Annotated in this window: 19 protein-coding genes; 11 read left to right on the forward strand and 8 right to left on the reverse strand. The window is 71.8% G+C overall.

The features are described 5' to 3' along the window. Window positions 1-5: 5 nt before the first annotated feature. The 5 genes from KUF83_RS01815 to KUF83_RS01835 all read right to left on the reverse strand — a co-directional run bounded on the left by KUF83_RS01815 (window position 6) and on the right by KUF83_RS01835 (window position 4,109). The gene (locus KUF83_RS01815; RefSeq protein ID WP_217452710.1) at window positions 6-1,547 is read right to left on the reverse strand and encodes an ABC transporter permease; all 1,542 of its coding nucleotides are present in this window, start codon (window positions 1,545-1,547) and stop codon (window positions 6-8) included. Continuing rightward, entirely contained in the window at window positions 1,544-2,422 is an 879-nt protein-coding gene (locus KUF83_RS01820; protein WP_217452711.1) for an ABC transporter ATP-binding protein, read from the reverse strand. Before KUF83_RS01820 ends, KUF83_RS01815 begins: the two co-directional genes overlap by 4 nt. 84 nt (window positions 2,423-2,506) lie before the next feature. Next, complete coding sequence (locus KUF83_RS01825) at window positions 2,507-2,671, reverse strand: hypothetical protein (protein WP_217452712.1); 165 nt, start codon at window positions 2,669-2,671, stop codon at window positions 2,507-2,509. Then, window positions 2,671-3,528: a zf-HC2 domain-containing protein gene (locus KUF83_RS01830; RefSeq protein ID WP_217452748.1), complete on the reverse strand. Its 858-nt coding sequence runs from the start codon at window positions 3,526-3,528 to the stop codon at window positions 2,671-2,673. Before KUF83_RS01830 ends, KUF83_RS01825 begins: the two co-directional genes overlap by 1 nt. 32 nt (window positions 3,529-3,560) lie before the next feature. Continuing rightward, window positions 3,561-4,109: an RNA polymerase sigma factor gene (locus tag KUF83_RS01835; RefSeq protein WP_217452713.1), complete on the reverse strand. Its 549-nt coding sequence runs from the start codon at window positions 4,107-4,109 to the stop codon at window positions 3,561-3,563. 135 nt (window positions 4,110-4,244) lie between these two features. Here KUF83_RS01835 and KUF83_RS01840 point away from each other — a divergent pair, with 135 nt between their 5' ends. From KUF83_RS01840 to KUF83_RS01870, 7 genes are all read left to right on the forward strand, one after another. Further along, complete coding sequence (locus KUF83_RS01840) at window positions 4,245-4,634, forward strand: GntR family transcriptional regulator (protein ID WP_217452714.1); 390 nt, start codon at window positions 4,245-4,247, stop codon at window positions 4,632-4,634. Further along, the gene (locus KUF83_RS01845; RefSeq protein WP_217452715.1) at window positions 4,631-5,671 is read left to right on the forward strand and encodes an ABC transporter ATP-binding protein; all 1,041 of its coding nucleotides are present in this window, start codon (window positions 4,631-4,633) and stop codon (window positions 5,669-5,671) included. Before KUF83_RS01840 ends, KUF83_RS01845 begins: the two co-directional genes overlap by 4 nt. Further along, window positions 5,668-6,690 (forward strand): ABC transporter permease, encoded by a 1,023-nt coding sequence (locus KUF83_RS01850; protein WP_217452716.1) that lies wholly within the window; start codon window positions 5,668-5,670, stop codon window positions 6,688-6,690. The genes KUF83_RS01845 and KUF83_RS01850 overlap by 4 nt, the downstream gene beginning before the upstream one ends. Then, the gene (locus KUF83_RS01855; protein ID WP_254643230.1) at window positions 6,687-7,559 is read left to right on the forward strand and encodes a hypothetical protein; all 873 of its coding nucleotides are present in this window, start codon (window positions 6,687-6,689) and stop codon (window positions 7,557-7,559) included. The genes KUF83_RS01850 and KUF83_RS01855 overlap by 4 nt, the downstream gene beginning before the upstream one ends. 149 nt (window positions 7,560-7,708) lie before the next feature. Next, window positions 7,709-10,087 carry an RNA degradosome polyphosphate kinase gene (locus KUF83_RS01860; protein ID WP_374105953.1) on the forward strand — a complete coding sequence of 793 codons (2,379 nt, stop codon included), beginning with the start codon at window positions 7,709-7,711 and terminating at the stop codon, window positions 10,085-10,087. Continuing rightward, window positions 10,068-11,210: a CHAD domain-containing protein gene (locus tag KUF83_RS01865; protein WP_217452718.1), complete on the forward strand. Its 1,143-nt coding sequence runs from the start codon at window positions 10,068-10,070 to the stop codon at window positions 11,208-11,210. Before KUF83_RS01860 ends, KUF83_RS01865 begins: the two co-directional genes overlap by 20 nt. Before the next feature lie 45 nt (window positions 11,211-11,255). After that, entirely contained in the window at window positions 11,256-11,678 is a 423-nt protein-coding gene (locus tag KUF83_RS01870) for an NUDIX hydrolase (protein ID WP_217452719.1), read from the forward strand. A gap of 36 nt (window positions 11,679-11,714) precedes the next feature. Here the strand turns inward: KUF83_RS01870 and KUF83_RS01875 are convergent, their stop codons facing one another. After that, window positions 11,715-11,882, reverse strand: coding sequence for a hypothetical protein (locus tag KUF83_RS01875; RefSeq protein ID WP_217452720.1), 168 nt, complete (start codon window positions 11,880-11,882; stop codon window positions 11,715-11,717). Window positions 11,883-12,014: 132 nt separating this feature from the next. Here KUF83_RS01875 and KUF83_RS01880 point away from each other — a divergent pair, with 132 nt between their 5' ends. Together KUF83_RS01880 and KUF83_RS01885 are read left to right on the forward strand one after the other, a co-directional pair. After that, window positions 12,015-12,854 (forward strand): hypothetical protein, encoded by an 840-nt coding sequence (locus KUF83_RS01880; protein WP_217452721.1) that lies wholly within the window; start codon window positions 12,015-12,017, stop codon window positions 12,852-12,854. Between the two features lie 169 nt (window positions 12,855-13,023). Then, entirely contained in the window at window positions 13,024-13,218 is a 195-nt protein-coding gene (locus tag KUF83_RS01885) for a hypothetical protein (protein WP_217452722.1), read from the forward strand. Window positions 13,219-13,326: 108 nt separating this feature from the next. On the opposite strand, the gene KUF83_RS01890 is transcribed toward KUF83_RS01885, so the two are convergent. Next, on the reverse strand, window positions 13,327-13,698 hold the full coding sequence (locus tag KUF83_RS01890; protein WP_217452723.1) for a metal-sensitive transcriptional regulator: 372 nt from the start codon (window positions 13,696-13,698) through the stop codon (window positions 13,327-13,329). Window positions 13,699-13,901: 203 nt separating this feature from the next. Here KUF83_RS01890 and KUF83_RS01895 point away from each other — a divergent pair, with 203 nt between their 5' ends. Together KUF83_RS01895 and KUF83_RS01900 are read left to right on the forward strand one after the other, a co-directional pair. Continuing rightward, complete coding sequence (locus tag KUF83_RS01895; protein ID WP_151483040.1) at window positions 13,902-14,522, forward strand: DUF47 domain-containing protein; 621 nt, start codon at window positions 13,902-13,904, stop codon at window positions 14,520-14,522. 7 nt (window positions 14,523-14,529) lie between these two features. After that, window positions 14,530-15,528 carry an inorganic phosphate transporter gene (locus tag KUF83_RS01900; protein WP_217452724.1) on the forward strand — a complete coding sequence of 333 codons (999 nt, stop codon included), beginning with the start codon at window positions 14,530-14,532 and terminating at the stop codon, window positions 15,526-15,528. 140 nt (window positions 15,529-15,668) lie between these two features. On the opposite strand, the gene pstB is transcribed toward KUF83_RS01900, so the two are convergent. Then, a complete protein-coding gene (pstB, locus tag KUF83_RS01905; protein WP_217452725.1) occupies window positions 15,669-16,445 on the reverse strand; it encodes a phosphate ABC transporter ATP-binding protein PstB in 777 nt (258 codons plus the stop codon). Window positions 16,446-16,452: the final 7 nt, after the last annotated feature.

Genomic DNA, 16,452 nt, shown 5'->3' on the forward strand with positions numbered 1-16,452 from the left:
GGCCGTCACTCCTCGCACGGGCCACCGCCCGTTCCCGTCTCCGCCCCGGTCGCGGCGGGCACGCCCAGCAGCCGCGCCGCCTCGGCCGTCGTCGTCCTGGCAGAGGTGAGTTCCGTCCACCTGGCCTTGACCTTGGGGATGACGCTGTAGCGGGGCTTTTGGAGCAACTCCCTCACGATCCTGGTCTGTTCGGCGCTCATCGAGAACGGCTCGGTGGGGCTGAGGACGATCGCGGAGCCCGAGACGCTGTCGTCGACCCGGACATCGCGCAGTGCGGCCATCGGGTCGGGGTCCGCGCCCAGCGCCAGCCACATGATCGTCACCACGCGGGCGTCGCAGATCGGTTCGAGGGCGGCCTTCTCGTTGCCCAGGACCAGCACCGCGGCCACGGCGGCCGCGAACTCGGGGACGCGGTTGCCGCCCCAGGCCGTGCCGACGCTGACCCGGCCGGGCTCGTCGAACGGGGAGAGCACGGCCTGGGACCCCAGCCCGTGGCGGGCGTCGACGCGCTGCTGCACGGTCAGCCGTTCGCCGCCGGCCCGGCCGCCCGCGAGGTTCTGGACCCGGTCGACGACCGCGGCCCAGTCGGCGGTGCGGCCCGTCCACTCGGGATAGGCGCAGTACGTGGACCGGTCGTGCGTGAGACACGACTGGACCTTGTCCGGGGTGAGGGACGCCCGGTCGCGGGCCGGCGTCGACCCGGGCGGCGTCCCGCCGGACTGGCCGACCGCGCCCACCAGGGTCAGCGCGAGCGATCCCGCGACGGCGGCCTTGACGACTGTCGTCCGCCCACCGCTGACCAGCACCGCGACGACGGCCACGAACAGGCAGAACCCGACGAGGTAGAGGGCGTGCCAGGCGGCGGGCCGCTCCAGCAGGTCGGAGGGGAGCGGTGTGGCGCCGCTCTCGGTGACGACGGGGCCCAGCCAGCTCGTCCAGGCGGTGCCGGACGGACTCGCCACGAAGAGCAGGGCGAAGAGCAGGAGGACCAGGAGGACCGGTGCGGCGAACACCGAGGGGACCAGGCGGGCGACGAGGACACCGAACACGCCGAACAGCAGGACCGTCAGCGGGCCCACGGCGAGTTCGGCGGGCGAACCGTGCCCGACCGCGCCGGGCTTGAGCGCGGCCCAGGTGAACTGGACGCCGACGCACACCGCCGTGAACAGCGCCGCCGGGAAGACGGACAGCACGTGGGCGACCGTACGCCGCCACGGCTCGACGACCAGCACCTCGAAGTGGCGGTCCGTGTCGCACCGGTGGGAGCGCAGGACCGCGCGGTTGACGCCCAGCAGGACGGCCAGCCCGAGGAGCACCGACATGCCCTGCGTGTCCCGGTCGACGTCCTGGAGCACCGGGTAGTCACCCTGGCGCTGCGTCGTCTGCCACACGATCCAGGCGACGTACAGGGCGGCGATGCCGAGGAAGGGCACGGTCATGCGCAGTTCGCGCGCCTCGAAGCGGGCGAGGGCGAACACGGCCGCCCAGGGGCGTGGCGGCCGCGCCGGTTCGACGGCCCGTGCGGGTGTCTCAAGGGCGGTGCTCATACGGCCGTCACCTCCGAGGACTCGCCGTCGAGGGTGAGCAGATAGCCGTCCTCCAGGGTCGGTTCGACGAGCTCGGCGCCCTCGGGGGGTTCGCCGACGTTGCGGAAGGAGCCCGTGCCGGTGCGCCATCCGGCCCAGGCGCCCGGGTCGCGTTCGGTGCTGCTCCACACCCGGCCCGCCGCCCGTGCGGTCAGTTCGGCCGGGGTGCCCTCGAAGCGGACGCGGCCGCGGACCATGACGATCACGCGGTGGCAGAGCATCGCGACGTCCTCGGTCTGGTGGGTGGACAGCAGGACGGTCCGCCCCTCACCGGCCCGGGCGATCAGCTCCCTGAAGCGCATGCGTTGTTCGGGGTCGAGGCCGACGGTCGGCTCGTCGAGGATCAGCAGTCCGGGGTCGCCGACGAGGGCGGCGGCCAGCGCGACCCGCTGGCGCATCCCGCCGGAGAGCCTCTTGATGCGTCTGCTGCGTACGTCGGACAGCGCGACGGCGTCCAGGACCCGCCGTACCTCCTGGTGGCGGGCGGTGCGGTTCGTCAGTTCCTTCAGGATCGCCACGTAGTCGACGAACTCGAAGGCCGTGAAGTCCGGGTGGAATCCGGGCGTCTGCGGCAGATAGCCCAGCGCGCGCCGCACCTCCAGGCGTCCGCCCGTCGTGCCGGGGTCGTTCCCGAGCACGGTGAACGCCCCGCTGTCCGGGGGGACGGCGGTGGCCAGGACCCGCAACAGCGTGGTCTTGCCGGCCCCGTTGGGCCCGAGCAGTCCGGTGACGCCCGTGCCGAGCCGTACCGACACGTCGTCGAGGGCGGCCGTCCTGCCGTACCGGAGTGTCAGCCCGGAGGCGGACACCGTCGGCGTCGTCGGAAGGTCAGACATGCGTGACTCCTGAGCAAGAGAGCGGAGGCGGGGGGAGGCGGCGGCCGGGACGGGACACCGGCGCCGGAGCGGGGACGAGGGCCCTCACTCGCCGCCCCCGTCGGAGGAGGACGAGGACGAGGAGCTCCGGTTGCCGGAGGACTTCAGGAGGACCAGGGCGACCAGATAGAGCACCTGCAGGACGGCCGAGACCGTCATCAGCAGCGCTGTCCCGAGGAGCTTGAGCCTCCTGCGTGTGGCGTCGGACATCACGCTGTCCCTCCGTCGTGGAAGCCCGCGAACGGTGTGCGCGCGGGGGTCGAGTCGAATCGGTCGCGGCCGAGGTAGAAGAGCCCGGCGGCGAGTGCGGCGACCGCGGCGGCGACGCCCTGTCCCGCGGCCGTGTACGGCGCGAGGGTCCCGTCGGTCGTCCGCTGCGTCAGCACCAGCAGGACGACCCAGGTCCCGCCGACGAGGGAGGGCGCGAGGACCGGTCCCAGGCGGGGCGTCAGCGCGAGCCCGGTCGTGGTGAGCGCGAGCGCGGGCAGCAGCCAGCCGAGCGCCCGCAGTCCGTACGAGGGGAGCGCGAGGGTCGCGAGGCCGTTCAGGACGAGGGCCATGACCAGCACGGGAACGGTGCGGATCATCAGCAGCCGGAACCCGTGCGTCGGCGACACCACCGCCATCTCGTACGTCGGGTCGAGCGCCGGCCCGTACGACAGCGCGACCCCGGCGAGGGGCAGCAGCGGGGCGAGTGCGAGGAACATCGCCGGAGAGTCGGACGTGCGGGCCGCGTTGCTGACGAGCACCGTGATGGCCAGCACGGCGACGACCGCCCCGAGCCAGGACCGGCGCAGTACCGGTGTCGCGGCGAGCAGGCGTGCGGTGTGGTCGGCCACGCCCGTCCTGACGAGCAGCGACTCCAGGAACCCGGGTCGCGGCGCGTCCAGTTCGGCGTCGAGCCGCTCCCAGCCCGCGTCCAGGGCGACCGGGTCGCTCACCTCGGCGAGCGCCGCCCGGCAGCGTTCGCAGGCGGCGAGGTGCGTGTCGGCCGACCAGAGCACCGGGGGCGTCAACTCGCCCCGCGCGTAGGCCCGGAGGTCGTCCTCGGCGACGTGCCAGGTCATGCCGCTCGCGTCGCGGACATCGTTCGTGTCGCTCATGCCAACTCCTCCCGCAGCTGCTTGCGGGCCCGCAGGGCCCGTGTCTTGACCGTCCCCGGCGGGATGCCGAGGAGGACGGCCGCCTCCCGGGTGGTCAGCCCGTCGACGACCGTGGCCTGGAGGACCGCCCGCAGCTCGGGCGACAGCCGGACCAGGGCGCCCGCGAGGTCCCCGTGCTCGACTCCCGCCAGTACGCGCTCCTCGGCGGACGCCTCGTCCCGGTGGCGCAGCCGTCCGAGCGCCTGCCGCAGCCGGCCCCGTGCTCCGTCGCCCCGCAGCGCGTCGATCAGCCGCCGCGAGCCGATCCGCCACAGCCAGCCGGCGGCGTCCGGGGCACCCTCCTCGCGGTAGCGGGCACTGCCCCGCCACACCGCGAGGAACGTCTCCTGCACGACGTCGTCGACGATCCCGGCGTCGGCGCAGCGACCGCGCAGCCTCGCCCTGAGCCAGGGCGCGTACCGCCGGTACAGCTCTTCGAAGGCGCGCCGGTCACCGTCCGCCGCGATGGCCCGCAGCAGCTCTCCGTCGCTTCTCGATTCCCTCACGCCCCTTCATCGCACGAGCCCCGTCGATCGGTTCACGCATCCACCAGAAGTTTCCGGAGGCCCTCGTTCGCCTTGACATGCACCCCCGCATTGCATCACCCTTTCACTACTCAATTAGTGAAAGGGTGTTGTCGAGTGGTCGAGTACCGCATCGACCGGCGCAGCGGTGTCGCCACCTACGTCCAGATCGTCCAGCAGACGAAACAGGCCCTGCGCCTGGGCGTCCTCGAACCCGGCGACAAGCTGCCCACGGCCCGCGAGGTCGTGGAGGCCACCGCGATCAATCCGAACACCGTCCTCAAGGCCTATCGCGAGCTGGAGCGCGAAGGCCTGGTCGAGGCCAGACGAGGCCTCGGCACCTTCGTACGGCGCTCGCTGGGCGCCGCACCCGCCGACCACACGGCCCTGCGGTCGAAGCTGACCGCCTGGCTGGACGAGGCACGCAAGGAAGGCCTGGAGCGCGAGGACATCTCCGCGCTCTTCACCTCCGTACTGGACGAGAAGTGCCCTGAGGGGGAGCTGTGAGCAGGGACAACGAACAGACCGCACTGGAAGCGGCCGGGCTGGCCAAGCGCTACTGGCGCAGGCGCGCCGACGTGCTGCGGGACTGCGCCTTCCGGCTGCCCGCGGGCCGGATCTGCGCCCTGGTCGGGCCGAACGGCGCGGGCAAGTCGACCCTCCTGCAACTGGCGGCCGGCCTGATCCGCCCCACCGCGGGCGCGGTGAAGGTCCTCGGCACCACCCCCGCGCAGGCCCGGGAACGCTTCGCCTACGTGGCCCAGGCCAAGCCGCTGCCGCCCCAGCTCACGGTGGCCGCCACCCTCCGTCTCGGCGCCGAGCTGAACCGCGCCCGGTGGGACCAGGGGGCCGCGGAACGGATCGCGTACGGCCACGACACCTCCGGAGCGCCCAGGGAGGGCGCCCTCGACCCCGCCGCCAGGATCCGTTCCCTCTCCGGCGGCCAGCGCACCCGCGTCGCCCTCGCCCTGGCCTTCGGCAAGCGGCCCGAACTGATGCTGCTCGACGAGCCGATGGCCGACCTCGACCCGCTGGCCCGGCGCGAACTCCTCGGCTCCCTGCTGGGCGAGGCCGCCGAGCACGGCACGACCATCGTGATGTCCTCGCACGTCGTCGCAGAACTGGAGGGCATCTGCGACCACCTGCTCCTCATGGGCGGCGGGCGGATCAGGCTCGGCGGCGACCCGGAGCGCCTGATCGCCGCGCACACCCTGATCACCGGCCCGGTGCGCGATCTCACGGGCCACACCGTCGTCGAGTCGCGCGGCACGGGCCGTCAGCTCACCGCACTGATCCGCCCGGGCAGCCCGCTGTCCGACGACTGGCAGACCGCCACGCCGTCCCTGGAGGAGGTGCTTCTCGCCCACCTGCGCAATCCCGACGCCCCCGACCTGCTCACCGGCGAGTCCGGGCGGCCCGGAGGGCCCGGGGAGTCCGGGGAGTCCGGGGAGTCCGGGGACAGCGCCGACGGCAGCAAGGGCGACGGCGCGAAGGGCGACGAGAAAGCGGCGAACGGGGCTGCCGAGGGGAGCGCGCGCGGATGACGACTCCCCTCGCCTCCCCACGTGCCGCCTCGGCGCGCGGGCCCTCGGCGCCGGGCGCCCACGGCCTCGTCTGGTCCGTCCTGCGGCTGCACCGGGTCGCGCTGTGGTGCTGGCTGCTGCTGGTGGTGGCCGTCACGGCGGCGATGCTGTGGGCGTACGGTCCGGGCTTCGACGCCACCATCGCGGACCTGCGTGCACGGTGCCGGGGGAACACCGAGGACTGCTACTTCCCCGGCGGCACCTGGCTCGGCAGGTACGACTCGGTCGTCTACCTCACCACCCTCGCACTCGCCCACCTCCCCCTCCTGATCGGCGCCTGGGCGGGCGCGGCCCTCATCGGCCGCGAACTGGAGAACGGCACCGCACAGCTCGCCTGGACCCAGTCCGTCCCGCCGGCGCGCTGGCTCGCCACGAAGCTCACCGTGCCCGCGCTCCTCATCACCGCGGGCATGGCCGTACTGGTCCCGGTGCACCACCTCATGTGGTACTCCGGGCAGGAGTTGCTGTGGACGGACTGGTCCGGCCAGGACGGCTTCCGCTCCAACGGCACCGTCACCTTCGCCTACGCCCTGTGCGGCCTGGCCGTCGGCGCCCTCGCGGGCCTGGTCGTCGGCCGCGCGCTGCCCGCCCTGGGTGTCGCCGTCGCCGCCGTCCTCGCCGTCGTCACCCTGGGCAACGAATACCGCATGAGCCTGTGGCCCACGGTCACCGTCACCGGCGCCGACGCCCTGACCCTGCCGGACAGGGCCCTCCAGCTCGACAGGGGTGTGCTCACCGACGAGGGCGTCCGCATCGCCAACAACATGGCCTGCACCGACGCCGACGGCGCGGCCGGCCTCCGCCGCTGCCTGGACAGCAACGAGCTCAGCGAGATCTGGGCCATCTACCACCCGCACTCCCACTTCTGGCCTCTGCAGTTCGTCGAGACCGGAATCGTCCTCGCCGTCGCCGCCCTCGCGGTCGCCGCGGCGTTCGTCCTGCTCCACCGCCGTACCGCTGCCACAGGAGCCGCCGCATGAGTACCTTCGCCGTCAAGGGAACAACCGGAGGGGCCGGCGGGCCGCACGACGGGCCGGTCACGGGGCTGCCGTGGGCCGTGCTGCGCCTGCACCGCGCGGCACTGATCGCGTGGGGCGCCTTCCTGCTGGCCGCCATCGGCGCCCTGGTCTGGGAGGTCGAGGTCACCGCGGAGTCGGTACGGGACCGGATCGCCGCCTGCGGTGACGACCCCGGCCTGTGCCGTATCAGGGCCCTGGTCGACTACAGCGGGACCGTCAGCTGGGCCTCCACCCTCGTCTACTACAGCTTCTTCGCCGTGGCCGCCTGGGCGGGCGCGGCCCTCATCGGCCGCGAACTGGAGAACGGCACCGCACAGCTCGCCTGGACCCAGTCCGTCTCGCCGACGCGCTGGCTGGCCGCCAAGCTCGCCGTGCCCGCCCTGCTGCTCACGGTCGGCGGCACGGTGTTCGTGTTCGTGTTCCGGTGGGCCTGGGCGGCCCATCGCGATCTGATGGGCGACGACTGGACCCACACCGACATCTTCGCGGCACGGGGTCCTGCCGTGGTGGCGTACGGGCTGTGCGGGCTGGGGGTGGGCGCCCTCGCCGGGGTCGTCCTGCGCCGGTCGCTGCCCGCCCTCGGCGTCGCCTGCGTGGTGATGTACCTGATCAACCACAACCTGGAGGAGTACCGCGGGCAGCTGTGGCCGACGTCCGGCACGGCCGGCCCCGAGGGCGGCCCGCCCGACACGTGGGAGCTCCCGAACGGCACCCTGCACCCGGAGTCCCACTACTGGCCGCTGCATCTCGTCGAGACCGGCATCGTCCTGGCCGTCGCCCTCGTCACCACCGGAACGGCTTTCTGGCTCCTGCGCCGCCGAACGGCCTAACGGCACCGCACGGACTCCGGTCCGTACGTCCTTCCTACGGGGGGAGGGACGTACGGACCGGCCGCACGGCCCCCGGGGGCCTCCCCCCGCTATCCCGCACGTCATGTCTCCGTAACCAGCGATTCAGACAGGCTTGCGACCCTCGGTCAATGAACCCCGCCCCGCCCGAGCCCTCACCTCCGCCGGAGCACGAGCCCTCCCCTTCGGGGGAGAACGGGACCCCCCGCACCCTCGCGGCGCTCCCGCCCGCTCTCTCCGACGCGCCCGTTTCCGGCCCGGCGCGGAAGAATGGGTTCATGAGCCAGCCCAATGCCCAGGCGCAGGTACAGCACCCGCAGCCCTCCGTCGGTTCCATAGCCGCGCACCGCCCGCACACCGTGGCGGCGAACGTCTCCGACCTCGAGCCCGACCTCGACGCCGACCTCGACTCCTACGAGGACACGGTGCAGGACGGTGTCCAGCTTCCGCAGGGCCGTTTCCTCGACCGGGAGCGCAGCTGGCTCGCGTTCAACGAGCGGGTCCTCGAACTCGCCGAGGACCCCAGCACTCCCCTCCTCGAACGGGCGAAGTTCCTGGCGATCTTCGCCAGCAACCTGGACGAGTTCTTCATGGTCCGCGTGGCCGGCCTGAAGCGGCGCATCGCCACCGGCGTGGCCACCCGCTCGGCCTCGGGCCTCCAGCCCCGCGAGGTGCTGGAGATGATCTGGGCCCGCTCGCGCGAGCTCATGGCCCGGCACGCCGCCTGCTACCAGGAGGACGTGGCGCCCCAGCTCGCGGAGGAGGACATCCACCTCGTCCGCTGGAGCGAGCTGTCCGAGAAGGAACAGGCCCGCCTCTTCACTCTCTTCCGCCACCAGATCTTCCCGGTCCTGACCCCTCTCGCGGTCGACCCGGCGCACCCCTTCCCGTACATCTCGGGCCTGTCCCTGAACCTCGCGGTCGTCGTGCGGAACCCGGTCTCCGGCCACCGCCACTTCGCGCGCGTGAAGGTCCCGCCGCTGCTCTCCCGCTTCCTGGAGGCCTCCCCGAGCCGCTTCGTCCCCATCGAGGACGTCATCGCGGCCCATCTGGAGGAGCTCTTCCCCGGCATGGAGGTCCTGGAGCACCACGCGTTCCGCGTCACCCGGAACGAGGACCTGGAGGTCGAGGAGGACGACGCCGAGAACCTCCTCCAGGCCCTGGAGAAGGAACTCATGCGCCGCCGCCTCGGGCCGCCGGTGCGCCTGGAGGTCGAGGAGTCCATCGACCGGTACGTACTGGACCTGCTGGTACGGGAGTTGAAGATCTCCGAGGCGGAGGTGTACCCCCTGCCGGGTCCCCTGGACCTCACGGGCCTCTTCGGCATCGGCGCCCTCGACCGTCCCGAGCTGAAGTACCCGAAGTTCATCGCGGGCACCCACCGGGACCTCGCGGAGGTCGAGTCCGCGTCCGCGCCCGACATCCTCGCGGCCCTGCGCGAGCGCGACGTCCTCCTGCACCACCCGTACGACAGCTTCTCCACCTCCGTACAGGCCTTCCTGGAGCAGGCCGCGTCCGACCCGGACGTGCTGGCCATCAAGCAGACCCTGTACCGGACCTCGGGCGACTCACCCATCGTCGACGCCCTCATCGAGGCCGCCGAGGCAGGCAAGCAGGTCCTCGTCCTCGTCGAGATCAAGGCCCGCTTCGACGAGCAGGCCAACATCAAGTGGGCGCGCAAGCTGGAGGAGGCCGGCTGCCACGTGGTCTACGGCCTCGTCGGCCTCAAGACCCACTGCAAGCTGTCGCTGGTGGTGCGCCAGGAGGGCGAGACCCTCCGCCGCTACTGCCACGTCGGCACGGGCAACTACCACCCGAAGACCGCCCGGCTGTACGAGGACCTGGGACTGCTGACCGCCGACCCGCAGGTCGGCGCGGACCTCTCCGACCTCTTCAACCGGCTCTCCGGCTACTCCCGCCGCGAGACCTACCGCCGGCTCCTCGTCGCGCCCAAGTCCCTGCGCGACGGCCTGATCTCGCGGATCAACAAGGAGGTCCAGCACCACCGTGCCGGCCGCCCCGCCTACGTCCGCATCAAGGTCAACTCGATGGTCGACGAGGCACTCATCGACTCCCTCTACCGCGCCTCCCAGGCGGGTGTGCCGGTGGACGTGTGGGTGCGCGGCATCTGCGCGGTGCGGCCGGGCGTCGCGGGCCTGTCCGAGAACATCCGCGTACGGTCCATCCTCGGCCGCTTCCTCGAACACTCCCGGGTCTTCGGCTTCGGCAACGGCGGCGAGCCCGAGGTGTGGATCGGCAGCGCCGACATGATGCACCGCAACCTCGACCGGCGCATCGAGGCCCTGGTCAGGATCACCGACCCGGCCCACCGGGCGGCCCTCAACCGGCTGTTCGAGACCGGTATGTCCGACACCACTTCCTCCTGGCACCTGGGCCCCGACGGCGATTGGACCCGGCACGCGACCGACACCGACGGCCGCCCCCTGCGCAACGTCCAGGAGATGCTCATAGACGCCCGGAGGCGCCGGCGTGGCACAGCGACACCTTGACCCCACGGCCGGCCCCGTGGCCGGGGACGTCCTCGCGGACTACCTCCGCGCCCAGGCCACGGAGTTCCTCCGCGCGCTGCGCCAGCACCGGGAGACCGGCGGCGCGGGTGGGGGTACCCCCGCGCGAGCGCATTCGGGCGCGGGGGAGAACGGCTCGAAGGAGGCCGTCGACGCGGCGCGCGCCCTGCGCCGCTCGGCCCGCCGCATCAGCGGCACCCTGCACACGTTCCTCCCCCTGCTCGACGAGAGCTGGTCGGAGGGCATGCGCCCCGAACTGGCCTGGCTGTCGGGCACGCTGGCCCGCGAACACGCGTACGGGGCACGCCTGGAGCGGCTGCTCGCCGCACTGCACCGGCTGTCGGGCTCGTCCGCCCTCCCCGCCCAGGCGGCGTCCTCCGCCACCGCTGCGGGCGGCCGCTCCGCCGGGGCGGGGTCCGCGCCGAGGACGGCCGAACCCGAAGGCACCGGCCCGCGGACCCGGCCCTCCCCGGAGCGGAGCAACCTGACCGTCGGCGCGGCCAAGGCAGGTGCCCTCCTGGAGCGCCAGCTGACCCTGGCCCGCACGAGAGCCCACTCCGCCGCGCTCCAGGCGCTGGGTTCCAGCCGCTTCCACGCCGTCGCCGACAACGTCGCCGTGCTGGCCAGCGAGGTCCCGCTGGCGCCGTCCGCGACCACCACCACGGGGCTCGAACCCCTGGCCGCAGCCGCGGACGAACGCCTCCGCGACGCCGTCGCCGGGCTGCCCCTGATCGCCGCGGGCCACCCCTACAACTCCCAGGCCCTCGTCCACGGGCTCTCCGCCGACACGGCACCCCAGCCCCAGGACGCCCCCTGGCACCAGGTCCGCCTCCTGCTGCGCCTGCACCGCTACGCACGCGAGGTCCTGGCCGGCGACGAAAACCTCGTCGACGTACGCCTGTTGAACGCCGGCCAGGCCCTGGACCGGCACCGCGACGCGGCGGAGGCGGCCGCCGCTGCCGCCTCCGCGGCCCGCACCCCGCGGATCGCCCCGGCGACGGCCTACGCGCTCGGCGTGCTCCACGCGGACCAGCGACACGAGGTGGAAGCGGCCAGGTTCGCGTTTCAACGGGCCTGGCTGAGGGAGACGGTCGGCACTCCGTGACCCGGCGGAGGGCCCCCTACGCGTACTGAGAGGCCGGTGCACGCGATGAACGAAGATCCCGTACTCGCCGCGGGCTGCGTACTGTGGCGCCGCTCGCCCGCCGACGGCGAACTCGTGATCTGCCTGGTCCACAGGCCGAAGTACGACGACTGGTCGCATCCGAAGGGCAAGCTCAAGCGCGGCGAGGACGCACTCGCCGGGGCGCTCCGCGAGGTCGAGGAGGAGACCGGCCACCGCTGCACCCCCGGCCCGCGCCTGGCGACCGTCCACTACATGGCCAACGACCGCCCCAAGCAGGTGAGTTACTGGGCCGCCGAGGCGACCGGGGGCCGCTTCACCGCCAACAACGAGGTGGACCGCGTGCTCTGGCTGGCCCCTGCGGCGGCCCGCGAACGCCTCACCCAGCTCCGGGACCGCGACCTGGTGGACGAGCTGCTCGCGGTGCTCCGTCACGTGCAGCACCGCTGACGGGCACTCCCGGCGGGGCTCCCGGGCGGGGCTCCCTCAGGCGGTGCCCTCGATCGTGTGGGTCTGCGCGTCCGTACGGGCCCTGCTGCGGGCCCGGCGGGCCGGCCCTCTCCAACCGCAGGTGCACCGGGCCAGGCAGAAGCGGCCCTGCTCGACCGTCGTCGTCCGGTGTTCCTGGGAGCCGATCTCTTCCTGCTGCGCCACGCGACCCACGGTACCGATCCCCGGTGAACGTTTCCCCATGGTCCGCACCGGCGTGACAACACCCCCCACCCCGTCGTTAGGCGGAACATCAGGAGGACCGCCCAAGGACGTCCCGGCTGGGGGTAGCAGGCGATGGTGGAGCGGCAGCGCAGGCGCAGGGACGGGGCACTCGCCCTGACCGCCGCGGCGACGGGGCTGATGCTCTGCGCCGTCGGCTGCTCGGGCAGCGGGGCCGTCGCCGAGGACTCCCGGGCGGCCGAGGACCCGGTCACGGTGCTCCACCGGGCGGCGGGGAACCTGGTCCGCGCCGGTACCTCCAAGGCCAGTACGTCGATGGAGATGGCCACCGGCGGCACCCGCGTGACGATCCGCGGCAAGGGCGTCTACGACTTCGCGGGCCGGATGGGCCGGCTCGACGTGCTCCTCCCCCAGGACCCGGCCGGCGCCGGCGACCACCGCCCGATCACCGAACTCCTCGCACCGGGCGCCCTCTACATGAAGAACCGCGGAGCGGGCGTGCCGGCCGACAAGTGGGTGCGCGTCGACACGGCCACGCTCTCCGACGGGAACCTGGTCACGGGAGGCGCGACCGACCCGTTCGCCGCCGCCGAACTGCTGCGCGGCACACGGCGGGCGACGTACGTCGGGAGGACGTCGGTCGCGGGCACTCCCGTACGGCACTACCGCGGGACCGCCGACCTCACGACGGCGGCGCGCGGCGCCTCGGCGGGCAACCGGGCGGCTCTGCGGGCGGCGGCGAAGGGCTTCGCCACGGCGACGGTCCCCTTCGACGCCTACCTCGACGACGAGGGCCGCATCCGCAAGGTCCGCCACCGCTTCAGCTTCGTGAACGGGCAGCGGAAGGACACGGTCGCCGTGTCCTCGACGACGCTGCTGTACGACTTCGGTGCCGCCGTCGACGTACGCCTGCCGAAGGCGCGGGACATCTTCGCCGGGCGGATCGCCGAGTGACGGAACGGTGGAGGAGCGGCGAAGGTATGGCGGACCGGCCGGGCGGGGGGTGCCGCGGGCGGGACGGTGGAAGGCCGGAATGTACGGGGCCGGAAATGGTCCGTTGGTGCCATGCGCTGTCCGTGGACCGCTCCCTACTCTAGGAAGTCGGTGACGGCAGGAAGAGGTGATGCACGTGGCTCCGGCGCGCGGTACGGCAGTTCAGGACCACGTGGCCCTCGCCGAGATCGAGCTGTGCGGCGACCTGATCATCGCGGCGTCGACCGCCCGCGAGGACCGGCTCAGCCCCGACCGCATCGACGAGGTCCTGAAACTGGCCGAAGAGCGCTTCCTGGAAGAGCACGGCGAGAAGACCGACAAGTAGCACGGCCGCGCACCGACCGCTTTCCAGGGGCGCGGGGAACCGCGCGACCGGCCACGACGCACCCGCGGACAGCACACGGGCCTCTCCGACCGGCTCGCCCCGGAGGGGTCACGTACGCAGCAGCCGTGCGATCGCCTTCGTCGCCTCCTCCACCTTGGCGTCGATCTCCGCGCCGCCCTTGACGGCCGCGTCGGCGACGCAGTGGCGCAGGTGCTCCTCCAGCAGCTGGAGGGCGAAGGACTGCAGGGCCTTCGTGGAGGCGGAGACCTGGGTGAGTATGTCGATGCAGTAGACGTCCTCGTCGACCATGCGCTGCAGGCCGCGGACCTGGCCCTCGATCCGCCGCAGCCGCTTGAGGTGCTCGTCCTTCTGCTTGTGGTAGCCGTGGATCCCGCGGTCGTGGTCGGTCACGGTCTCGTGGACACCGGCCTCTTCGGTCCCCCCGGAGGGCGCCGTGGCGCCGGCCTCGGTGGTCGTCATCCCGTCCTCCTGCTGACTGATACCCCTACCGGGTATATGGTAACGAACTTTGCTGGGTATAGGGCCCTTGGCCAACGCCCTCGCGGGACCCCGTGCTGATCACTCTGCCCGATGGGCGACACTGGAGGGCGGCCGGTTAGCCGTGGCCGGATGATGCGCCTAGCATCAGCCTGACCGAAACCGAAGCAATCCGAGGACCCCACGTGCGATTTCGTCTGACCCCCAGGGAGACGAGCTTCTACGACATGTTCGCCGCATCCGCGGACAACATCGTCACGGGCTCGAAGCTCCTGATGGAACTGCTCGGGGCGGACTCGTCCGGCCGGGCCGAGATCGCAGAGCGTATGCGGGCCGCGGAACACGCCGGTGACGACGCCACGCACGCGATCTTCCACCAGCTGAACTCCTCGTTCATCACGCCGTTCGACCGCGAGGACATCTACAACCTCGCCTCGTCCCTCGACGACATCATGGACTTCATGGAGGAGGCCGTCGACCTGGTCGTCCTCTACAACGTGGAGGATCTGCCGAAGGGCGTCGAGCAGCAGATCGAGGTGCTGGCCCGGGCGGCGGAGCTGACCGCCGAGGCCATGCCGAACCTCCGCACGATGGACAACCTCACCGAGTACTGGATCGAGGTCAACCGCCTCGAGAACCAGGCCGACCAGATCCACCGCAAGCTGCTGGCCATGCTCTTCAACGGCAAGTACGAAGCCATCGAGGTACTCAAGCTCAAGCAGATCGTGGACGTGCTGGAAGAGGCCGCCGACGCCTTCGAGCACGTGGCCAACACGGTGGAGACCATCGCGGTCAAGGAGTCCTGACCCCTTCATGGACACCTTCGCCTTGATCGTGACCATCGGCGTCGCGCTCGGATTCACCTATACCAACGGCTTCCACGACTCGGCCAACGCCATCGCCACCTCCGTGTCCACGCGCGCGCTGACGCCGCGTGTGGCGCTCGCGATGGCCGCGGTGATGAACCTCGCAGGCGCCTTCCTGGGCAGCGGGGTCGCCAAGACCGTCAGTGAAGGCCTGATCGAGACGCCGCACGGCAACAGGGGCATGTGGATCCTGTTCGCCGCGCTGGTGGGCGCGATCGTGTGGAACCTCGTCACCTGGTACTTCGGCCTTCCGTCGTCCTCCTCGCACGCGCTGTTCGGTGGCATGGTGGGCGCCGCGCTCGCCGGCGGCATCGGTGTCATCTGGTCCGGCGTCCTGGAGAAGGTCGTCATCCCGATGTTCATCTCCCCGATCGTCGGCATCGTCGCCGGTTACCTGGTGATGTGCGCGATCCTGTGGATGTTCCGCAAGTCCAACCCGCACAAGGCGAAGCGCGGTTTCCGTATCGCGCAGACCGTGTCGGCGGCCGGCATGGCTCTCGGCCACGGCCTCCAGGACGCCCAGAAGACGATGGGCATCGTGGTGATGGCCCTGGTCATCGCGGACGTCGAGGACGCGGGCGACCCGATCCCGGTCTGGGTCAAGATCGCGTGTGCGGTCATGCTGTCGCTGGGCACCTACGCCGGCGGCTGGCGCATCATGCGGACGCTGGGCCGGAAGATCATCGAGCTGGATCCCCCGCAGGGCTTCGCCGCCGAGACGACCGGCGCCTCGATCATGTTCACCTCGGCGTTCCTCTTCCACGCCCCCATCTCGACGACCCACGTCATCACGTCCGCCATCATGGGCGTCGGCGCCACCAAGCGCGTGAACGCCGTCCGCTGGGGCGTCGCCAAGAACATCATCCTCGGCTGGTTCATCACCATGCCGGCCGCCGCCCTGGTCGCTGCGGCCAGCTTCTGGATCGTGAACCTGGCGTTCCTGTAGGACGTTCCCCCCGCCCGGCGGGGGCGAAAAAGCCAACGGGCCCGCCCCCCGGACTCCGGGGGGCGGGCCCTATTGGGCCCCGCGGTGGCACCGCCATGCAGCACCGCGAGGGGTCTTCGGGAGAACGCGAGGGCGACGGCTCAGCCGAAGCGCCCCGAGATGTAGTCCTCGGTCGCCTGGACCGACGGGTTGGAGAAGATCCGCTCCGTGTCGTCGATCTCGATGAGCCGCCCGGGCTGCCCGACCGCGGACAGGTTGAAGAACGCCGTCCGGTCCGAGACCCGCGCCGCCTGCTGCATGTTGTGCGTCACGATGACGATCGTGAAGCGCTCCTTCAGCTCACCGATGAGGTCCTCGATGGCCAGCGTGGAGATGGGGTCGAGCGCCGAGCAGGGCTCGTCCATCAGCAGCACCTGAGGCTCCACCGCGATCGCCCGGGCGATGCAGAGCCGCTGCTGCTGACCACCGGACAGCCCCGAACCGGGCTTGTTCAGCCGGTCCTTGACCTCGTTCCAGAGGTTCGCGCCCTTCAGCGACTTCTCCACGACGTCGTTCAGCTCGGACTTCTTGTACGAGCCGTTCAGCTTCAGCCCCGCCGCCACGTTGTCGAAGATCGACATGGTCGGGAACGGGTTCGGCCGCTGGAACACCATGCCGATGGTCTGCCGCACGGAGACGGGGTCGATCCCGTGCGCGTACAGGTCCTCGTCGTCGAGGAGCACCTTGCCCTCGACCCGGCCGCCGGGCGTGACCTCGTGCATGCGGTTGAGCGTGCGGAGGAACGTGGACTTGCCGCAGCCGGAGGGACCGATGAAGGCCGTCACCGAGCGCGGCTCGACGGTCATCGAGATGTCTTCGATCGCCTTGTGGGCTGAGTAGTAAGCGGTCAGGCCGCTCACGTCGATTCGCTTGGCCATGTGAATC

Source organism: Streptomyces sp. BV286 (assembly GCF_019090165.1).
In the GTDB taxonomy this organism is placed as follows: Bacteria; Actinomycetota; Actinomycetes; order Streptomycetales; family Streptomycetaceae; genus Streptomyces.

Excerpts from the sequence above, each read along its gene's own strand:
- KUF83_RS01815 (WP_217452710.1), bottom strand. The coding sequence starts at position 1,547 with ATGAGCACCGCCCTTGAGACACCCGCACGGGCCGTCGAACCGGCGCGG.
- KUF83_RS01820 (WP_217452711.1), bottom strand. The coding sequence starts at position 2,422 with ATGTCTGACCTTCCGACGACGCCGACGGTGTCCGCCTCCGGGCTGACA.
- KUF83_RS01825 (WP_217452712.1), bottom strand. The coding sequence starts at position 2,671 with ATGTCCGACGCCACACGCAGGAGGCTCAAGCTCCTCGGGACAGCGCTG.
- KUF83_RS01830 (WP_217452748.1), bottom strand. The coding sequence starts at position 3,528 with ATGACCTGGCACGTCGCCGAGGACGACCTCCGGGCCTACGCGCGGGGC.
- KUF83_RS01850 (WP_217452716.1), top strand. The coding sequence starts at position 5,668 with ATGACGACTCCCCTCGCCTCCCCACGTGCCGCCTCGGCGCGCGGGCCC.
- KUF83_RS01855 (WP_254643230.1), top strand. The coding sequence starts at position 6,687 with ATGAGTACCTTCGCCGTCAAGGGAACAACCGGAGGGGCCGGCGGGCCG.
- KUF83_RS01860 (WP_374105953.1), top strand. The coding sequence starts at position 7,709 with ATGAACCCCGCCCCGCCCGAGCCCTCACCTCCGCCGGAGCACGAGCCC.
- KUF83_RS01870 (WP_217452719.1), top strand. The coding sequence starts at position 11,256 with ATGAACGAAGATCCCGTACTCGCCGCGGGCTGCGTACTGTGGCGCCGC.
- KUF83_RS01880 (WP_217452721.1), top strand. The coding sequence starts at position 12,015 with ATGGTGGAGCGGCAGCGCAGGCGCAGGGACGGGGCACTCGCCCTGACC.
- KUF83_RS01885 (WP_217452722.1), top strand. The coding sequence starts at position 13,024 with ATGCACGTGGCTCCGGCGCGCGGTACGGCAGTTCAGGACCACGTGGCC.
- KUF83_RS01890 (WP_217452723.1), bottom strand. The coding sequence starts at position 13,698 with ATGACGACCACCGAGGCCGGCGCCACGGCGCCCTCCGGGGGGACCGAA.
- KUF83_RS01900 (WP_217452724.1), top strand. The coding sequence starts at position 14,530 with ATGGACACCTTCGCCTTGATCGTGACCATCGGCGTCGCGCTCGGATTC.
- pstB (WP_217452725.1), bottom strand. The coding sequence starts at position 16,445 with ATGGCCAAGCGAATCGACGTGAGCGGCCTGACCGCTTACTACTCAGCC.